This window comes from Chelatococcus sp. GCM10030263, from assembly GCF_042666455.1.
In the GTDB taxonomy this organism is placed as follows: Bacteria; Pseudomonadota; Alphaproteobacteria; order Rhizobiales; family Beijerinckiaceae; genus Chelatococcus.
On record NZ_JBHTDB010000005.1, the window covers coordinates 621,093 to 639,485 of the forward strand.

Sequence of the window (18,393 nt, forward strand, 5' to 3'; positions counted from 1 at the left end):
CAGAGTGGGCGCAATCTCCATCTGAGGCATGGACGCATCCTTTTGGTCAGGTTTTCGCAGGCGGACCTCGGACCTAATGTCCCACAGGCCGCGAACGGGCCATGACAATGCGCCCTGTTGCGCCTCGGCAGGTGCCCGATGCTCCGACCTCATGATGACCGGCGCGGTGCCCCGGCTCTCCTGATCGCGCTCGCGGCGGCGCTGTGCATCGCAGCCAGCCCCTCGTATGAATCGATCGCGGCTACCGCGCCTACCGCGGGCCAAGCCTCGCCCGCCGATTTCGGCTTTCCCGTTCCAATCCCCGAGCCGCCCCTGCCGGAGGGGACCGATGCCTTCGATCCGCCGAGCTTTCCGACGAGCGCGACGGGTCCTCTCATTGCCGAGAGCGCGCGCACGGCCGATCGCGACCAGATCGTGACGATGACGGGCGTAGATCTCGACGGCGAAACGCGTTTTGCCGTCTTCGCGCAGGATGGCGCTGCAGAAACCAGCTCGGTGCGCAGCATCACGACGCTCCGGGCCGACAAAACGGCCGCATCTCTCCTGCTGCCGACCACATTACCACCCTGGTCCATGTACTTGCTCTGGCCCGAACGGCGAGGCCGCTACGGCGCACCGGTCGCCGTCAACCGCACGGAGGCGTGGTGGATCGGGCCGGATAACGCCACGACGGGCGCGGTGGTGTCCGTCTTCGGCCGCAATCTCGCCCGCGCGAACGGCACCGCCACCTCCTTTGTCTATATCAAGCCCGCGCGCGGAGCCGGGCGCTATATCGAGCCGGTCGCGGTCAATCCCTTCAAGGTGGATGTCCGGTTGCCGTCGCTCGCCCCCGGCGCCTATGAGGTCTGGATTCACAACGGTCACGGCGGGCGCTTCGGCTGGAGCGGCCCGCTCGCACTTACCGTGCTCGACCGCTCGCCTTGGGCCGCGCAGGCGGAGACCGTCCTCGACGTGATGCGTTTCGGCGCAAAGGGCGACGGCACGGTCGACGATACGAATGCCGTCCGGACGGCGCTCGCGGCGGCGGCGGCACAAGCGCCTGCCACGCTTCATTTTCCAGCCGGGCGCTATCTGGTTTCCGCGCCGCTCCAAGCGCCGGACAATGTGCGATGGCTGGGGGAGGGCATGGACCAGACGGAGATCGTGCTCGATGCCCTGCTCAACGGCAGCCTGATCGACGGCGCAGAGGAGAATGCCCGCTTCGAGGCGCTGACGCTCGATGCCAATGGAAACACGGGCAAACATCCGCTCCTGTGGATCCCCGCGGTTTCGAATTTCAGCCTCGAGGCCGTGCGCATCAGGGCCTGGAACGCGCCGGCGCTAGAGACGCGCGACTCCCGCGGCATCTTCATCAACGCATCGGAGATGATCGAAAACGGCTCCTTCTACGGCAACAGCCGGCAGATCTTCATGACCGGCAACCGCTTTCGCATGACGGGCTATGGCGAGAGCGTCGTGGCGCTGTGGGGCGGGAGCGATCTCGCCATGGTCGGCAACGATCTCGCCAATGCCGATGAGAGCCGCGACGACGGCCATGGCATCGGCCGCTTCTTCGTCGCCCAAGGCCATCACGGCAGCCTGCGCAACCTGTATTGGGGTGGCAACGTCTCGCATAATGCTGCACCGCACGACTGTTCGAAGGTCGATTGCAACAAGGGCGAGCAGATCTGCTTCGAGATGGCGAGCGGCGGGCTCCTGGAGGGTTTTAGGGGGGCGAGCGAGACGACGGCTTCCTTTTCCGCCTCTGCGATCGGGCCATCAGCGGTCGGCTGGGATCTCGTCATCGTCGGCGGTCGCGGCGCCGGCCAGCGCCGCGCGATCACCGCCGTGCGCCAGGGTAGCGCGACCTTGGAGACCCCTTGGAAGGTGGTGCCCGACGCATCGAGCCGCTTTGCGCTCGCAGGCGCGGCCTATCGTGCTGCCATCTACGGCAACAGCTTCGAGGGCCGGGCGAGCTACAGCGCCCATGATTCCAATTCCACCGCCGTCCTGCTCTACGGCAATGTCTATGACATGGTGGTCGACAGCAACCAGGTCCGGCAGATGCGACACGGCCTGATGACGGTCGCCCTTGCCTCGACCGGCGGCATGAGCCCTTATTTCCTGCAGTATTCGAATAATAATGTCAGCGACAGCAACAGCGGGCTCTATGTCGGAACGAGCTTCGCCGAGGCCGGCGAGGCCGGCATCTGGGGCGGGCTCGGCCATATCTACCGCAACAACCGCTTCGAACGCCTTGCCCATATCGGCGTCGAATTTGAAAGCTGGACCTTTGACGGGGCGGATTTCAACACAACCGTCTTCGAAGGAAACAGGTTCGAGGACCTGCCCTTCGGCTTCATCGACGCCTTTCAGCTGTTGTGGACCTATGACGGCGCCTTCAAGGCGCCCCCGCCGCAGAGCTCACGCAAATACAATACGGTTCTCTACCGGAACAGTTTTGAGCGCGGCGCCGCTCCGCTCGCCGGGAGCGTCGGCTTCGCGAGCCGCCAGCCGCAGAACACGTGGCTGAATAGGGGCTCTACCTGGACGGGCTTCGCCGCCGGCAATGCAGGGCCTTGATCACGCTCTGACAGGCGCCACCACAATAAAGGAATCTACTAAGCATTGTGGAGCGGGCGATGGGAATCGAACCCACGACATACAGCTTGGGAAGCTGTCGTTCTACCACTGAACTACGCCCGCCTAAAACGCCGTTGTTGATCGGCGTTTACGCATAGAGGTCGCACCTGAGCCATAGCTGGCGAAGGTGGGACCTCCTTCTACTCGGTTTGCCCCGGGTCGATCAAGCCCATCGCAGCGCGGCGCGCGTCAGCGTTGATGAGCGCGCGCCGCACCGAATATGCGCCGGCCGTATGCGGCGCGCCTGACCTCACCGAGGCTTAGCCGGTCGCGACGGACGGAATCCGACAGCACGGATAAAGGATCCGCCTGCTCGCATGGACTGCGCTACGCGAAGTCGTGAACGCGCGGTGGATCAGCTCGGTTGGCCCTGCGCGTTCGAGGCGAGCAGCAGGAGCTGCTCGATCGAAGTTCGCAAGAGCTGTAGCCCCTCCAGACTGCATTGGAGCTGCGCGCGCACGACCGACACATTCGGAACCTGACCGTCCGTCATCACCGTGGGCCGAGAGGCCGCCAAGACGATGTTGAAGAGTCCGTTCGTCATGCCAAAGGCCGGTATGTTATCAAAAGAGACGAATGGAGCATCGAGATCGAGTGCGAAAGGTGCTCTTTCCTCGGTCGCCGGCAACGGCGCCTTCGTGGGCTTCGGCATCATAGGTCTCCACAAGCGACAGACATCCCCAGCCCCTCGCTCACCAAAGAAATTCTTCAACAATCATCTGCCCCTCGCGGGGAATATAAACCGGCGGCAGCGATGCCGTCGCGGCAACGCGTCCAAACTTTACCGTGGCCAGCATTAGGACGGTCGGGATAGCGGCGTCAAGGAGGGGTGAACTGTAGAGGGCCACTCCAGCAAACCCTATACTCCCTAATTCTACCATGGTACCACTTATGGATTGGCGGCTGATGATAAGCGCTGATTCTGGCAGCGCATGGGAGGGGCGATGCTCAAACAGGTCTCGCTCGGAACGAGCGCAATCGGTTTGGTCCTGGCGCTTACGAGTAAAGCGGCCTTCGCCGCATGTTCCGCGGCAGCTCCCTCTTTTACATGCGGGCCTGACGGCGGCAATTATCCGAGCGGTCTGGATTATCAGAACGACAACCCCACCGTAGGAAACGTTCCCAATCTGTCGCTGACGATCACCGACGGCACGACGATCAACAATACGCTCGGCCAGGACGGGGTGAGCATCGAGCAGAGTGGCAATCTCTCGCTGACGACGGAGGGCGTGGTCGCGGTCACCGTCGGCGATCCCGCTCGCGCGGACCGCGATGGCCTTCGTCTCGATTCTCTCAACGGCAATGTCATCATCAATTCGACCGCTGACATTACCGTCCTCAATAACGAGGGCGACGGCATCATCGGCCGTTCCAATACGGTCGACAACGAGGCCCCGACTTGGGGCGACACGACCCGCGCGCGTGGCGCCGGGACGGTTACCATCTCGTCCAGCGGCGCGATCTTGGTGACCGGAAATGAAGCGACCGGCATCACGGCGGGTGCAGCAGGCAATCTCGTCTCGATCACAGTGACGGGCAACATCACCACTCAAGGTGCGACGGCAAGCGGCGCGATCCTCGCGCAGAACAATCGAACGACGAATACGACGAGCATTGTCACTGAAGTCACCGTCACCGGTGCGGATCTTTCCACCCTCGGAGCCCAATCGGCTGGCATCGCCGCGGCGGCCAATCGTGGCGGGACAAGTGTCTCCCTTGCAGGAGGAACGATCACAACACAGGGATATCAATCCGCCGGTATCGGCGGGGCGAGCGGCCTCACTAACATCTACGCCATTGACGCCAGCCTGATTGCCCTCACACCGACGGGCGGCGCCGTGCAGATCACTAACGGCTCCGCAGACACAATCGGAGCCGCCGTAAGGACCGCGGGCGGATGGGCCTTTGGCATCTCCGCCTTGAGCCGCGGCGGGGCGGTCGACATCCTCAACAACGGTTCCGTCGAAACCGCCGGCGATGTCGCTCCCGGCATCGCTGCGCTCAGCACCTATGCCCCGTTCTTCGGCACGGCTAAGGGCGGCACCATCACCATCGACAACCTGAACAGCGTGTCGACAGCGGGCGGGTCGTCTGGTGGCATTGCGGCAATCGCCCTGAGTTCCGACATCGCCATCACGTCGAGCGGCGCCGTGAACACAACAGGCGACAGCATTCCGGTTCCCGAATTCGCGGCGCTCGGAGTTGATGTCACCTCGGCGGGCATTCAAGCCGTCATCAGTCAGGCGACCTCCGGTGCTTTCACCGTAGGCGGGAACGGCAATATAGTCATTGCTACAAACGGAAGCGGGACCATCTCGACGTCCGGTGTCAACGCCGCCGGCATTCTTGCGCAGGCGATCCGGGGCAGTGTGACCGTTGACGCACAAGCCGCGATCACCACACGAGGTGACGAGTCGCCGGGTGTGGCGGCCTGGAACACCGGTGCGGCGGCCGTCACTGTTGCAGCCGGGGCGATCACGACCGGGAACCGTGCTGCCGGCACCGGGCGTGAGGCCCACGGCATCGTGGCCGGCCTGAATCCGCTCGATCCGTTGAGCCAATATACCTCCGGCAATGTCACCGTGACCGCTGCGGGTCCGATCGCGACCGAAGGGGACGGGGCGTCCGGCATCTGGGCCTTCGCCTCAGGAAATGGAACCGTCACGGTGACCGCCGATGCGGGCATTACGACCCTTGGCGAGCCCGCGACCAGGCGCGCCACCGGCATCCTTGCGGAAGCCGATGCCGGCGCTCTTACGATCACCGCAGGAGATATCACCACTGCGGGGGAAGCTGCGTCCGCGATCGAGGCGGCTTCAGGCGATGGCCCGATCACGGTAACCACCCGGGCTGGAACGACCCTTTCCACCGCCAAGGATCACGCGTTCGGAATCAATGCGGGCAGCATGGCCGGTCCGGTCCTCGTCACGGTCGGAGGCACGATCGAGACCCGAGGCGCATTCGCCGATGGCGTCAATGCCGTCTCCTTCGGCTTCGGCACAAGTGCTCCGGCGGCCGTCGCTCTCGAGGCAGGCTCCGTCATCGCCGTGTCGGGCGCGAGTTCCGTCGGAGCCCTCGCCATAGGCGCTTTGGGTGCCTCCATCGTCGCCGAAGGGCCGACGGTCACGGCGAGCGGTGAGTTCGGTGCGGGTCTCGTCGCCGCTGCAAGAAACGCGAGCGATGCAACCGTCACTGTTGGAGCGGGCACGACGATCGCCGGTGGTTGGCAGAGCGACGTGGCCGGCACGAGCCCGGCGAGCGGCTTCTCGGCAGCCGGGATATTGCTTGGATCGGACGGAGGAACCGCGTCGCTCCTCAACAACGGCGTCATTGGCGCCCTGTCGGACCGGGCGGTGGCAGATCTCGAACGGCTCGGTGTGACGTCGGGCGCACCGGCGACCATCACGAACTTCGGCACGATCACCGGCTTCGTCGAGCTCGGCTCTGCGGATGACAGTTTCGTCAACTGGTCGTCGAATTCGTTCAACCTTCGGCACTTCGCCGACACGGACGGAGACGGTGTTCGCGATACCGAGCGCGTCGCGATCTCCGATTTCGGAGGCGGCACGAACGCGTTCGACAATGAAGCGACAGGCACTGTGCGGCTCGTAACCGTCACCGGTGCAGCGACGGTCGACCAGACTGGCGCTTACGTGCCTGCGAATCTCAATCCCGCCTTCCACGACATGTCGCAGAGCGGCGTCGAGCAGGCCCAGATCCTGAATTTGGGCACCTTTCGCAATGCCGGCGTCATTACCATGATGGACGCAGAAACCGGCGGCTCCGGCCCGGTCGCGGGCGACGTTCTCGTCATCACTGGCAATGCCGTGGCCGGCGGCACGCCGGGAACCGGCGTCTATATCGCCGACGGCGGCCAGTTGCGCCTCGATACCGTCCTGAACGAGGGCGGCGCCAACTCCCAATCGGACGTGCTCGTCGTCGACACCACCGTGCTCGGCAGTGCCCCGACCCAACTCGCGATTGCCAATGCGGGTGGGTCGGGAGCGCTCACCGTCGGCGACGGCATCGAGGTCGTCGAGGTGCGTGAGAAGGCGCCTGGCGCCTCTGCGTCCGGAGTCTTCGCCCTGGGCGATCGCGTTGTGGCGGGCGCTTATGAATACGGGCTGTTTCTCGGCGGTAACGCGGCGGCCGGCGGTGACCCCGGCGACGGGAATTGGTATCTCAGAAACATAAGGGTCATCGAAATGCCGCCCGTCGACCCCGGCCCGCCGCCGGTCGATCCAGGCGAGGTGCCGACCGACCCAGGTCCGGCACCTCCGGCTCCGGCTCGGCCGCCGGCCGTGGTCGTTCCCAACTACCGGGTCGAGGTCCCGCTCTATTCGGCGCTGCCGGCTCTCGTTCAGCAGTTCGGTTTTGCGATGGTCGGCACCCTCCACGAGCGGATTGGCGACGATTTGCCGATGGCTGGCTCTGCGATGGCGCTCGCCCCTGCTTCTGCAGCCCCGCGCGTGATCTGGTGCAAGAACCCTGAAAAGAACTTTCGCTGCACGGTTCAGCCCGAACAGAATGCCTTCTATGCGGGTGCGCAGCCGGGCAGCAACGCCTATCGGCAGTACGGGGTGTGGGGTCGGGCTTTCGGCGAGACCGGGAAGCGGAAGGAAGGCTCCTTCTGGTCAGGGCATGGCCCGAGCTACTCATATGACTTCGGCGCCCTGCAGGCCGGCATGGATCTTTTCCGGCGCGAGGACAAGGACGGCTCGCGGGATCATGCAGGCTTCTTCGTCTCGGCCGGCTTTGCCGAGGGCGATGTCAAGCATGTCTTCGGCGGTCCCGCCGGCACCCTGTCGCTCGAAGGCTATTCCCTCGGGCTCTACTGGACCCATTACGGACCCACGGGCTGGTATCTGGACGCGGTGGTCCAAGGCAATTGGTATGCCGACGTAACGGCGCGGTCCGTGCTGGGCCAAGGCCTGTCGAGCGACGGCTGGGGCGCAACCGCATCGCTCGAGGGCGGCTATCCCATCGCCCTCGGTAACGGCTTTACGCTGGAGCCGCAGGCGCAGATCGTCTACCAGCGCGTATCGCTGGATGGCGGCGGAGATGCCTTCGGTCTCGTTTCCTACGACGATACTGACAGCTTTTTGGGGCGCGTCGGAGCCCGCCTGACGCATACCGCCACCATCGAGCAGGGCGGCAAGTCCCGGCCGCTGACGACTTGGCTGCGTGCCAATCTGTGGCACGGCTTCGGCGAGGTGCCGCGCACCACGTTCAGGGCTCTCGACGGTCTCGATCCTGTCGCCTTCAGCGCCGGGTCTGCCGGCACCATGGCGCAAATCGGCCTGGGGGCGACGAGCCAGATCACGGACAACGCCGCGTTATTCGCCTCTGGTGATTACGACTTCTCCGTCGACGGTGGCGCGAGCACCGGCTGGGCGGGTCGGCTCGGTCTGAAGGTCGTCTGGTAAGCGCGGTCCCTGCCTGGGCGGCTGCACCGCAGGAATGGATGGCGGCGACGCGGTTAGCGCTCGCCCATGCGCCGCTCCAGCGTGGCTTTGATCACCAGCGTGATGAGCGCGATGACCGTCAGCGTCGAGGCGGCGGCGAAGGCCCCGGTCGCGTTGTAGTCGTTGTAGAGCAGCTCTATCTGCAGCGGCAGCGTATTGGTCTCGCCGCGGATGCGGCCGGAGACGACCGAGACGGCGCCGAATTCGCCGATGGCGCGGGCGCTGCACAGCACCGCGCCGTAGAGCAGAGCCCAACGGATATTGGGCAGGGTGACGCGGCGGAAGATCTGGAAGCCCGTGGCGCCCAGCGTCGCGGCCGCCTCTTCCTGACTCGAGCCTTGCGCCTGCATCAGCGGCAGCAGTTCGCGCACCACGAAGGGACTGGTGACGAAGAGCGTCACGAGCACGATCGCGGTCGGGCTGAACATGATGCGCAGGTCATGTGCGGCGAGCCATTCGCCGAAGAGGCCCTGCGAACCGTAGACGAGCAGATAGGCGACGCCGGCGACGATGGGCGAGACGGAGAAGGGAAGCTCGATCAGGCTGATCAGCGTCTTCTTGGCCGGAAAATCGAATTTGGTGATCGCCCAGGCCGCGCAGACCCCGAAGACGATATTGACCGGCACCACGATGATCGCGGTGATGACCGTCAGCCAGATGGCGCTCACCGTCTCGGGCGCGGTGATCGCCTCGCGGTAGCCTGCGACGCCCTTGGCGAAGGCCTCGGCGAAGATGACGATGACCGGCATGACGATGAAAAGCGCCGTCAGCACGAGCCCGGTGCCGATGAGCAGGCGCGGCACGAGGCGCGAGCTGTCGTGTCGGGCGGCTTCGATGCCGCTCGGCACGGCCCGGCGTGCGGAGAGGGCGGTCGCGCCGGTCATGAGGACCTCGTGCGCCGTTGCCAATGGGCCTGCAGCACATTGGTGGCAAAAAGAATGACGAAGGCGAGCGCGAGCAGCACTGCCGCGACGGTGGCGGCGGCCGGATAGTCGAACTCTTCCAGGCGAATGAAGATGAGGAGCGCGGCGATTTCCGTCTTGAAGGGCAGATTGCCGGCGATGAAGACCACGGCGCCGAACTCGCCGAGCGAGCGGGCGAAGGCGAGCGAGCAGCCGGCGAGATAGGCGGGGGCGATCGCCGGCAGGATGACGCGGCGGAAGACCGTGCCGGGATAGGCACCGAGCGTGGCCGAGGCCTCCTCGATCTGCGGATCGAGATCCTCCAGCACCGGCTGCACCGTGCGGATCACGAAGGGCACGCTGGTGAAGGCCATGGCGAGGGCGACGCCGGAGAGCGTATAGACCACCTGGATGCCGGCGGCCTCCAGCCACTGGCCGTACCAGCCGTTATTGGCGAAGAGGGCGGTGAGCGCCACGCCCGCCACGGCGGTCGGGAGAGCAAAGGGCAGATCGACCAGGGCATCGATGATCCGCTTGCCGGGGAAGTCGTAGCGCACCAGGATCCAGGCCATCAGCAGCCCGTAGACGGCGTTGAACGCCGTCGCGATCACGGCGGCGCCGATGGTGAGCTGCAAGGAGGCGATGACGCGCGGGCTCGTCAGCACCTGCACGAAGCCGGCCCAGCCGATATCCGCCGCTTTTAGGACAAGAGCCACGAGCGGCAGCAGCACGAGCACGCCGAGATAGGTGAGGGTGAGCCCCATCGTCAGCGTAAAGCCCGGCAGAACGCGCCGGGCGCGCGGCTTCACCCGTATGGTGCTCGCAAGGGCGGCCGGGGCGCTCATCGGATCACCGGTTGACGAAGACCTGGTCGAGAATGCCGCCGGACGCGAAATGCTCCTTCGTCACCTTGTCCCAGCCGCCGAACACGTCCTCGACCTTGAGGAGCTTCACCTCCGGGAACTGCGCCTTGTATTTCTCGACAACGGCGGGCGCATGCACGCGGTTGAAGAATTTGGCGAGGATCTCCTGGCCGGCATCGCCATAAAGGAACTGGAGATAGGCGGTTGCCACCTCCCGCGTGCCGCGGCGGTCCACCACCTTGTCGACGACGCTCACCGGGAATTCCGCGAGAATGCTGACGGGCGGCACGACCACCTCGAAGCCCTGGTCGCCATATTCGCGGCGAATGCCGTTCACCTCGGATTCGAAGGTGATGAGCACATCGCCGATGCCACGCTCGACGAAGGTCGTCGTCGCACCGCGCCCGCCGGTGTCGAACACCGGCACATGGGCAAAGAGCTGCTTCACGAAGTCCCGTGCCTTGGCATCATCACCGTTGTTCGCCTCGAGCGCATAGCCGTAAGCCGCGAGATAGGTGTAGCGGGAATTGCCCGAGGTCTTCGGATTGGGAAAAACGACCTGGACGCCCTCCTTGATGAGGTCGCCCCAGTTCTTGACGCCTTTGGGATTGCCCTTGCGCACCAGGAAGGCGGGCAGGGAATAGAAGGGCGAGGCGGAATTCGGCAGCCGCTTCTGCCAGTCGGCGGCGATGAGATTGCCGCGGTCGTGCAGGATCTGCACGTCCGTCACCTGGTTGAAGGTGACGACGTCGGCCGGCAGCCCTTCGAGGATCGAACGCGCCTGGGCGGACGTTCCGCCGTGCGACTGGCGGATCGTCACCGTCTGCCCGGTCTTGGCCTGCCAATCGGCGGCGAAAGCCGGATTGATGGCGGCGAAGAGCTCGCGCGCCACGTCATAGGAGGAATTGAGGATCTCGACCGGCTTGGGTGCGGGCGCTTGGGCCTGCGTGCCCGGCGCGGCGATGGCCACGGCGGTCATGAAAGCGGCGGTGAGGCCGGCAAGACGCTTCATCACATGTCCTTGATGTGCTTGGCTCGTTGAACCAGAGGTCAGTGGGCGGCGACCGCGGTGCGCGCGCCTTCGCCCGTGCTGGCGGAGCGGGTCGGCGGATGGAAGACACGGCCGCGCCGGATGTCGAGCCGCACCGCATCGCCGCGGGCGAGCAGTGGCACCACCTCGGCGCCGCGCGGCAGTTCTACCTCGACGGGCTTGTCGGTGCCGGGCAGGGCGATGTCGTAGCGGATGGTGGCGCCGCTCGACACGATGTCCTGGATATGCGCCGCCCCGCCCGCCTCACGCGTCAAATCGATCTCCTGCGGGCGAACGAAGAGGATCGCCCGGCCGTCGCCGAGCGCCATGCGCCCGAGCCGGCTCGTATCGGCCCCGGGCACGAGCACGTGGCCGTTGCTGAGCTCGGCCGCGATCTCGTTCACGCCCCCGAGGAAGCGCGCGACGAAGGGGCTCGCCGGCCGCTCGTAGATTTCGTCGGGTGTGCCGACCTGCTCGATGACGCCTTCGCCCATCACCACGACGCGGTCGGCGAGCTCGAAGGCTTCTTCCTGGTCATGGGTCACGAAGACGGTGGTCATGCCGAGCTGGTCGTGCAGGCGGCGAAGCCACCGGCGCAGTTCCTTGCGGATGCGGGCGTCGAGCGCGCCGAAGGGCTCGTCGAGCAGGAGCATCTTGGGCTCGATGGCGAGCGCCCGGGCGAGCGCCACGCGCTGCCGCTGGCCGCCGGACAGCTGTGCCGGATAACGCGCACCGAAGTCGCCCATCTGCACAAGTTCGAGCAGTTCCGTCACGCGTCGGCCGATGTCCGCCTTGTCCGGCCGCCGGTCGCGCGGGCGGATCGTCAGGCCGAAGGCGACATTGTCGAAGACGCTCATATGCGGAAAGAGCGCATAGTGCTGGAAGACGAAGCCGACCTGCCTCTCCTGCGGGCGCAACGCGAGCCAGTCGTCGCCGTCGACGGCGACGGCACCCGCCTGCGGCCAGTCGAGCCCGGCCAGAATGCGCAGGAGCGTCGTCTTGCCCGAGCCGGACGCACCGAGCAGCGCGACCAATTCGCCGTCGGCGATCGACAGATCGACCCCCTTCAGCACCGGCACATGGCCGAACTGCTTGAAGACTTGGCTGATTTCGACGCCCATTGCGTGTCGCCCGTTCTTCGAAGATGTCTCGATGCAGCGAAGATCGCCACGATTTCACGCCCTTATATCGAGCGTCAATCGAAAAAACTCAATAGACCTGTGATTGACGAAATAATACCAGAAAAATCTTGTAATTATTCCAACATCACTCGCCCATGCGAAAATGCTTGGAAAGCTTGAGCCCCTGGGCCTGGTAGTTAGAGCCGGCCCCGGCGCCATAGAGCACGCGTGGCCGCGCCGCCATGCGCTCGTAGATCAGGCGTCCGACGATCTGCCCATCTTCGAGAATGAAGGGCACATCGTGCGAGCGCACCTCGAGCACGGCGCGGGATCCCGCGCCGCCGGCCCCGGCATGGCCAAAGCCGGGGTCGAAAAAGCCGGCGTAATGCACGCGGAATTCGCCGACGAGGGGATCGAAGGGTACCATCTCGGCAGCAAAGTCCGGCGGCACATGCACCGCCTCCTTGGAAGCGAGAATATAGAACTGACCGGGGTCTAGCACCAGCGAGCCCTGGCCGTGGACATGGAGCGGCTCCCAGAAGTCGCGGGCCGGATAGGCCGCAATGCGGTCGATATCGACGAGGCCGGTGTGTCGTTTGGCGCGAAACCCGACGAGTCCGTCCTCACCGAAGCCCGAGAGATCGACGCTGACGGCCACGCCGTCCTGAATGGAGGGCGCCGCCGAGGTGACGACGGCCTCGCGCTGGTGGAGATCGGCGAGGGCGTCGTCGTCAAGCCGGCAGGCGCCCGCGCGGAAGCGCAATTGCGAGAGCCGCGCGCCGGTGCGCACGAGCACCGGGAAGGTGCGGGGCGAAATCTCGGCATAGAGCGGCCCGGCATAGCCGGCATCGATGATGTCGAACTCGCGCGAGCCGTCGACGATCACGCGGGTGAAGACATCGAGCCGGCCCGTCGAGCTCTTGGGATTCGCGGCCGCCGAGAGCACGTCTGGCAGAGCGAGCCCTTCCAGGATCTCGGCGATATAGACGCAGCCGGTTTCGAGCACCGCACCGCGTGTCAGGTCGATCTCGTGCAGAGCGACGGACCCGAGGCGCTCCTCCACGCGCCGGCCACGACCAGGCAGGAAGCTCGCGCGCACCCGGAAGGCGCGTCGGCCCAGCCGGAGGTCGAGGCTGGCGGGCTGCACCTGGTCGCCGGCGAAGGGCTCCGGCGTGCGGATGACGCCCGCCTGCGCGAGCGCCACGATGGCTTCCGCGGGCTGGATACCGGAGACGATTGGTGGGCGCGTGCTGGCCATGAGGTCTCTAATTCGGACAATGCTCCAGTCCTCCTAGCGGAATGCCGGCGCTGCGTGAAGCAAGAACAGGCCAGCGACACCGCAAGCGATTGACGATGCACCCCCGGCAGGCTTAACCAACAGCCGTGCGTTGACTGGAGGCGCAGCCATGTACGAAGCGGTCACTCGCAGCATTCGCGTAGGTGTCGAGCCACGCTTCCTCGAGAAGGAATCCGCGCCCGGTCAGAACCGCTTCTTCTGGGCCTATACCGTCGAGATCACCAATCTCGGTGCCGAAGCCGTGCAGCTGAGAGCCCGGCATTGGCAGATCACGGATGGCTTCGGCCGGCAGCAGCAGGTGAGCGGCGCGGGCGTCGTCGGCGAGGAGCCGGTGATCGCGCCCGGCGACAGCTATAGCTATACGAGCGGCTGCCCGCTGGAGACGCCGCACGGCACCATGACGGGGACCTATGTCATGCAGAGCGCGGGCGGCGAGACCTTCATGATAGACATTCCGCTGTTTCCGCTCGACAGTCCCTATGTGAAACGCGTCGTGCATTGATGCGGCGCCCCAGGCGCCAGGAGGAGCAATGGCCGGCACCCGCCTGACGCCGCTCGAAATGCTGGCGGAGCTCGTCGCCTTCGACACGGAGAGCGCCAAGTCCAATCTGGCGCTCATCGATTTCGTCGAGGATTATCTGAAGGCTTGGGGCGTGCCGGCTGTCCGGCTGCCGAATGCCGAGCGCGACAAGGCGGCGCTCTTCGCCACGATCGGCCCGGCGGTCGACGGCGGCGTCGTGCTCTCCGGCCACACGGACGTGGTGCCCGTGGCCGGCCAGAGCTGGGCGAGCGATCCCTATCGCCTGCATGTGGAGGAGGGCCGCGCCTACGGCCGCGGCGCCGTCGACATGAAGGGCTTTGTGGCGCTGGCGCTTGCCCATGTGCCGGATTTCCTGGCGGCGGATCTCGCCCGGCCCATCCACCTCTTCCTGTCCTACGACGAGGAACTCACCTGCCTCGGCGTGGTGGACGGCATCCGCCGCTTCGGCATCGACCTGCCGCGGCCGGAAATCGCCATCGTCGGCGAGCCGACCGATCTTGCCATCGTCGATGCGCATAAGAGCGTCGTGACCTTCACCACGACCGTGCGCGGCCGTGAGGCGCATTCGGCTAAACCGGCGCTGGGCGCAAGCGCCGTGATGGCCGGCGGTCTGCTCGTCGCTGAGCTCGATCGCCTGAGCGAGCTCTACAAGGTGAAGGGCGACGCCTCGGGGCGCTTCGACCCGCCCTGCACGACGATCCATGTCGGCACTGTCGCGGGGGGCACGGCGCGCAACATCTTGGCCAGGCAATGCGTGATCGACTGGGAGTTCCGCGGCCTGCCGGATCTCGACGAGGAGGAAATTCCGCTGCGCTTCGCCCGCTATGCGGAGGAGGTCGTGCTTGCGCGCATGCGCCGCACGGCACCGGAGGCCTCGATCACCACCATCTGCCACGCGGCCGTTCCAGGGCTGAAGCCTTGGCCGGGCTCCCCGGCGGAAGATCTCGTGAAAGCGCTCACCGGCCGCAACGGCACGACGACGGTCGCCTTCGCGACCGAGGCGGGGCATTTCCAGAATGCGGGCGTGGCTACCGTCGTCTGCGGGCCGGGCTCCATCGACCGGGCGCATCAGGCGAACGAGTTCATTACGCTCGCCGAGCTCGAAGCGGGATCTGAATTTTTGCGGCGGCTGACGGCGAGGCTAGCAGGGTAGGATCAGTAAACGGGCCGTTCCAAGTCACCCCGGGGCCGCGCGAAGCGAAGGGCCCGGGATCCAGGCCGTGCCGGTTCAAGGCTTACTTTGCCGTTCGCGCTCGATCATTAATCCACATCGGTTCTGGATCCCGGATAGCGCCGGCGGCACTTCCGGGATGACGCGAGGCAAGGGCACTTACCCCTCGCTTTTCAGCTCGGTCGGATCGACCTCGTAATGGCGTGAGCAGAATTCGCAGGTGATGCCGATGCGGCCGTTGTCGCCGATCATGTCCGCCCGGTCTTGCGGCGAAAAACTGCGCAACATCGAGATGATGCGCTCGCGCGAGCAGCGGCATTCCTCGCGAACCGGCTGGGTCTCGAACACCCGCACGCCCCGCTCGTGAAAGAGGCGCAGGAGCAGGCGCTCGCTAGGCAGGGTGGGGTCGAGGAGCTCGTGGTCCTCGGTCGTGTCGGCGAGAAGCTTGGCTTCCACCCAGGCATCGTCTTCGAAAGCGTCGCCCGCTGACCCTTCGTGGCCCTCCGGCACATCGCCTGGAGCAAGGTCCCCCTGGCGCATGCGTTCGGGCGACTGGGGCAGGAACTGCACCATCAATCCGCCGGCGCGAAAGCGCATCCGGGCCTCGCCATCCTCGCTCGTCAGGGCCTCGCCGACGGCGAGCCGGATGCGGGTCGGGATCTGCTCGGACTGGCGGAAATACTGGTGGGCCGCGGCCTCCAGGTCCTCGCCCTCCAGCGCAACGACGCCCTGGTAGCGGGACATGTCGGCGCCCTGGTCGATCGTAAACGCCAGATGGCCGTGGCCGATGAGCTCACCCGTTCCGAGCGTGCCCGCCGTGCCCATGGCGGCGAGCCGGTCCGCATCGAACCGCGCGCAGGCGCGCAGCCGGTCGGGCGCATCGAAATCGACCACGATCATGTCGATGACGCCGTCGGAGCGGGTCTGCAGCTGGAAGCGGCCGTCGAACTTCAACGCTGAGCCGAGGAGCACCGTGAGAGCCGCAGCCTCGCCCACCACCCGCGCGACCGGCGGCGGATAAGCATGCCGGCTCAAGATCGTGTCGAGCGCCGGCCCGAGCCTGACCACGCGGCCGCGCACATCGAGGCCCTCCACCGCGAAGGGCAGGACGCGATCGTCGTCGGGCAGGACGCCGGTATCCATCATCCGCCGACGGCCCCGAGACACCAGGCCAGAATGCCTTTCTGCGCGTGCAGGCGGTTCTCGGCCTCGTCGAAGACCACCGAATGCGGGCCGTCCATGACCTCGTCCGTGACCTCCTCGCCGCGGTGGGCGGGCAGGCAGTGCATGAAGATGGCGTCCGGGTTCGCCGCCGCCATCAGCTTGCCGTTGACCTGGTAGCGCTTGAGCAGATTGTGCCGGCGGCCTTCGTCCTCGTCGCCCATGGACACCCAGCAATCGGTCACGACCGCATCGGCGCCTTTGACTGCGGCGAAGGGATCGTCCGTGACCGTGATCTCCGCCCCGTCGCCGCGCGCCCGGGCGATGAGCTCCGACCGCGGCGCAAGCTCCGACGGTGATGCGATATTGAGACGGAAATCGAGGCGTGAGGCAGCCTGCACCCAGGAGGCCAGCACATTATTGGCGTCGCCCGTCCAGGCGACCGTGCGGCCCTTGATCGCTCCGCGATGCTCTTCGAAGGTGAGCACGTCGGCCATCACCTGGCAGGGATGCGAGAGCTTCGTCAGGCCGTTGATCACCGGCACGGAGGCGTGTTCCGCAAGCTCCAGCATGGCGGCGTGGTCGAGAATGCGGATCATGATGGCATCGACATAGCGCGACAGCACCCGTGCCGTATCGGCGATGGTCTCGCCGCGGCCGAGCTGCATTTCCGCGCCGGTCAGCATCAGGGGCTCGCCGCCGAGCTCGCGCATGGCGACATCGAAGGACACGCGCGTGCGCGTCGATGGCTTGTCGAAGACCATCGCCAGCACCTTGCCGGCGAGCGGCCGCTCGCGCGGCGGTTCGCCCTTGCGCCGCCCCGCCTTCAAGGCGGCGCTCGCGTCGAGCACGCGCCTCAAGTCGGTGCCGCTGAAATCGGCGAGATCGAGAAAATGCCGCGGGCCGTCCCCCGTCGGCCGGGAGACGGCGGGCCTCACGCCGGCGGTCATGGCAGAGCCCTCCGTGTGTCGCCCGCTTGCGCCTTCTGCGATACGGCCTTGATGGCCGCCTCGAGACGATCGAACGCTTCCGCGATTTCCGTTTCGCTGATGACGAGCGGCGGCACCAGGCGCACCACATTGTCGCCGGCGCCGATGACGAGGAGATGGTGGGCGCGGGCGGCTTCCACGATCTCGTTGTTCGGCGGTTTCACCTTCAGGCCGAGCATGAGGCCCTCGCCACGTATGTCCTCGACCACGTCCGGATAGCGGTCACGCAGCGACGCCAGCCGTTGCTTGAAGAGAATTCCCATCTGCCGGACATGCTCCAGGAACCCGTCGGCGAGCACCACGTCGAGCACGGCATTGCCGACGGCCATGGCGAGCGGATTGCCGCCGAAGGTCGAGCCGTGCGTCCCGGCCGTCATGCCCTTGCCGGCCTCTGCCGTGGCAAGGCAGGCGCCCATGGGAAAGCCGCCGCCGATGCCCTTGGCGACCGCCATGATATCGGGCGAAATCTCAGCCCATTCATGCGCGAAGAGCTTGCCCGTGCGACCGACACCGGACTGCACCTCGTCGAAGATGAGGAGCAGGCCCTTCTCGTCGCAGATCTGCCGGAGGCGGCGCAAATCGCCGAGCGGAAAGGGGCGGATGCCGCCTTCGCCCTGAATGGGCTCCAGCAGAATGGCCGCCGTCTCGGGCCCAATCGCTGCCTCGAGCGCGGCGAAATCACCGAACGGCACCTGGTCGAAGCCTTCGACCTTCGGGCCGAAGCCCTCCAGATATTTCTTCTGGCCACCGGCGGCGATGGTGGCGAGCGTGCGGCCGTGGAAGGCGCCTTCCACCGTGATGATGCGGAAGCGCTCGGGGGAGCCGCTCACAGCATGATATTTGCGCGCCATCTTGATGGCGCATTCGAGCGCCTCCGCGCCGGAATTGGTGAAGAACACCGTATCCGCAAAGCTGGCATCGACGAGCCGCTGGGCGAGCCGCTCGCCCTCCGGAATGCGGAAGAGGTTCGACGTGTGCCACAGCTTGGCCGCCTGGTCGGTCAAGGCCTCGACGAGATGCGGATGGCTGTAACCCACGGAGTTCACCGCGATCCCGGCCCCGAGGTCGAGATATCGTTCGCCGTCTCGCGTGACGAGCCACACGCCTTCGCCCTTTTCGAACACAACATCGGGACGTGCATAGGTTGGCAGCAGCGGCGAATTCACGGTCAAAGCCTCCACAGGGGGACGGATGCCGGGCGATCGGGGGTTAAGGCCCAAAGCCCGGAAAA

13 protein-coding genes and 1 tRNA gene are annotated in these 18,393 nt (G+C 65.9%); 4 read left to right on the forward strand and 10 right to left on the reverse strand.

Annotated elements, in window-relative coordinates:
- The first annotated feature begins 138 nt into the window (after positions 1-138).
- Positions 139-2,562, forward strand: a complete 2,424-nt coding sequence (locus tag ACFQU1_RS13185) for a glycosyl hydrolase family 28-related protein (RefSeq protein WP_378133202.1) — start codon at positions 139-141, stop codon at positions 2,560-2,562.
- Positions 2,563-2,610: 48 nt separating this feature from the next.
- Here ACFQU1_RS13185 and ACFQU1_RS13190 read toward each other — a convergent pair.
- Both ACFQU1_RS13190 and ACFQU1_RS13195 read right to left on the reverse strand, forming a co-directional pair.
- Positions 2,611-2,685 (reverse strand) — tRNA-Gly (locus ACFQU1_RS13190).
- 292 nt (positions 2,686-2,977) lie between these two features.
- On the reverse strand, positions 2,978-3,274 hold the full coding sequence (locus tag ACFQU1_RS13195) for a hypothetical protein (protein WP_378133204.1): 297 nt from the start codon (positions 3,272-3,274) through the stop codon (positions 2,978-2,980).
- Positions 3,275-3,566: 292 nt separating this feature from the next.
- Between ACFQU1_RS13195 and ACFQU1_RS13200 the strand changes: the two genes are divergently transcribed.
- The gene (locus ACFQU1_RS13200; protein ID WP_378133206.1) at positions 3,567-8,048 is read left to right on the forward strand and encodes an autotransporter outer membrane beta-barrel domain-containing protein; all 4,482 of its coding nucleotides are present in this window, start codon (positions 3,567-3,569) and stop codon (positions 8,046-8,048) included.
- A 53-nt stretch (positions 8,049-8,101) separates the two neighbouring features.
- Here ACFQU1_RS13200 and cysW read toward each other — a convergent pair whose 3' ends face one another.
- The 5 genes from cysW to ACFQU1_RS13225 form a co-directional block, all read right to left on the reverse strand.
- Positions 8,102-8,971 carry a sulfate ABC transporter permease subunit CysW gene (gene cysW, locus ACFQU1_RS13205; RefSeq protein WP_378133208.1) on the reverse strand — a complete coding sequence of 290 codons (870 nt, stop codon included), beginning with the start codon at positions 8,969-8,971 and terminating at the stop codon, positions 8,102-8,104.
- Entirely contained in the window at positions 8,968-9,834 is an 867-nt protein-coding gene (gene cysT / locus ACFQU1_RS13210; RefSeq protein WP_378133210.1) for a sulfate ABC transporter permease subunit CysT, read from the reverse strand. Before cysT ends, cysW begins: the two co-directional genes overlap by 4 nt.
- Positions 9,835-9,838: 4 nt before the next feature.
- Entirely contained in the window at positions 9,839-10,864 is a 1,026-nt protein-coding gene (cysP, locus tag ACFQU1_RS13215; RefSeq protein ID WP_378133212.1) for a thiosulfate ABC transporter substrate-binding protein CysP, read from the reverse strand.
- A 38-nt stretch (positions 10,865-10,902) separates the two neighbouring features.
- Positions 10,903-12,003, reverse strand: coding sequence for a sulfate/molybdate ABC transporter ATP-binding protein (locus tag ACFQU1_RS13220; protein WP_378133214.1), 1,101 nt, complete (start codon positions 12,001-12,003; stop codon positions 10,903-10,905).
- Positions 12,004-12,148: 145 nt separating this feature from the next.
- Entirely contained in the window at positions 12,149-13,261 is a 1,113-nt protein-coding gene (locus ACFQU1_RS13225) for a 2'-deoxycytidine 5'-triphosphate deaminase (protein WP_378133216.1), read from the reverse strand.
- Positions 13,262-13,409: 148 nt separating this feature from the next.
- Between ACFQU1_RS13225 and apaG the strand changes: the two genes are divergently transcribed.
- Together apaG and argE are read left to right on the forward strand one after the other, a co-directional pair.
- Positions 13,410-13,802, forward strand: a complete 393-nt coding sequence (gene apaG, locus ACFQU1_RS13230; RefSeq protein WP_378133218.1) for a Co2+/Mg2+ efflux protein ApaG — start codon at positions 13,410-13,412, stop codon at positions 13,800-13,802.
- A gap of 28 nt (positions 13,803-13,830) precedes the next feature.
- The gene (argE, locus tag ACFQU1_RS13235) at positions 13,831-14,994 is read left to right on the forward strand and encodes an acetylornithine deacetylase (protein ID WP_378133220.1); all 1,164 of its coding nucleotides are present in this window, start codon (positions 13,831-13,833) and stop codon (positions 14,992-14,994) included.
- A gap of 177 nt (positions 14,995-15,171) precedes the next feature.
- On the opposite strand, the gene ACFQU1_RS13240 is transcribed toward argE, so the two are convergent.
- The 3 genes from ACFQU1_RS13240 to ACFQU1_RS13250 are packed head-to-tail and all read right to left on the reverse strand — an operon-like array spanning position 15,172 to position 18,328.
- Positions 15,172-16,155 (reverse strand): Hsp33 family molecular chaperone, encoded by a 984-nt coding sequence (locus tag ACFQU1_RS13240; RefSeq protein WP_378134040.1) that lies wholly within the window; start codon positions 16,153-16,155, stop codon positions 15,172-15,174.
- Positions 16,155-17,123: an ornithine carbamoyltransferase gene (argF, locus tag ACFQU1_RS13245; RefSeq protein WP_378133222.1), complete on the reverse strand. Its 969-nt coding sequence runs from the start codon at positions 17,121-17,123 to the stop codon at positions 16,155-16,157. Before argF ends, ACFQU1_RS13240 begins: the two co-directional genes overlap by 1 nt.
- Positions 17,120-18,328 carry an aspartate aminotransferase family protein gene (locus ACFQU1_RS13250; protein ID WP_378133224.1) on the reverse strand — a complete coding sequence of 403 codons (1,209 nt, stop codon included), beginning with the start codon at positions 18,326-18,328 and terminating at the stop codon, positions 17,120-17,122. Before ACFQU1_RS13250 ends, argF begins: the two co-directional genes overlap by 4 nt.
- Positions 18,329-18,393: the final 65 nt, after the last annotated feature.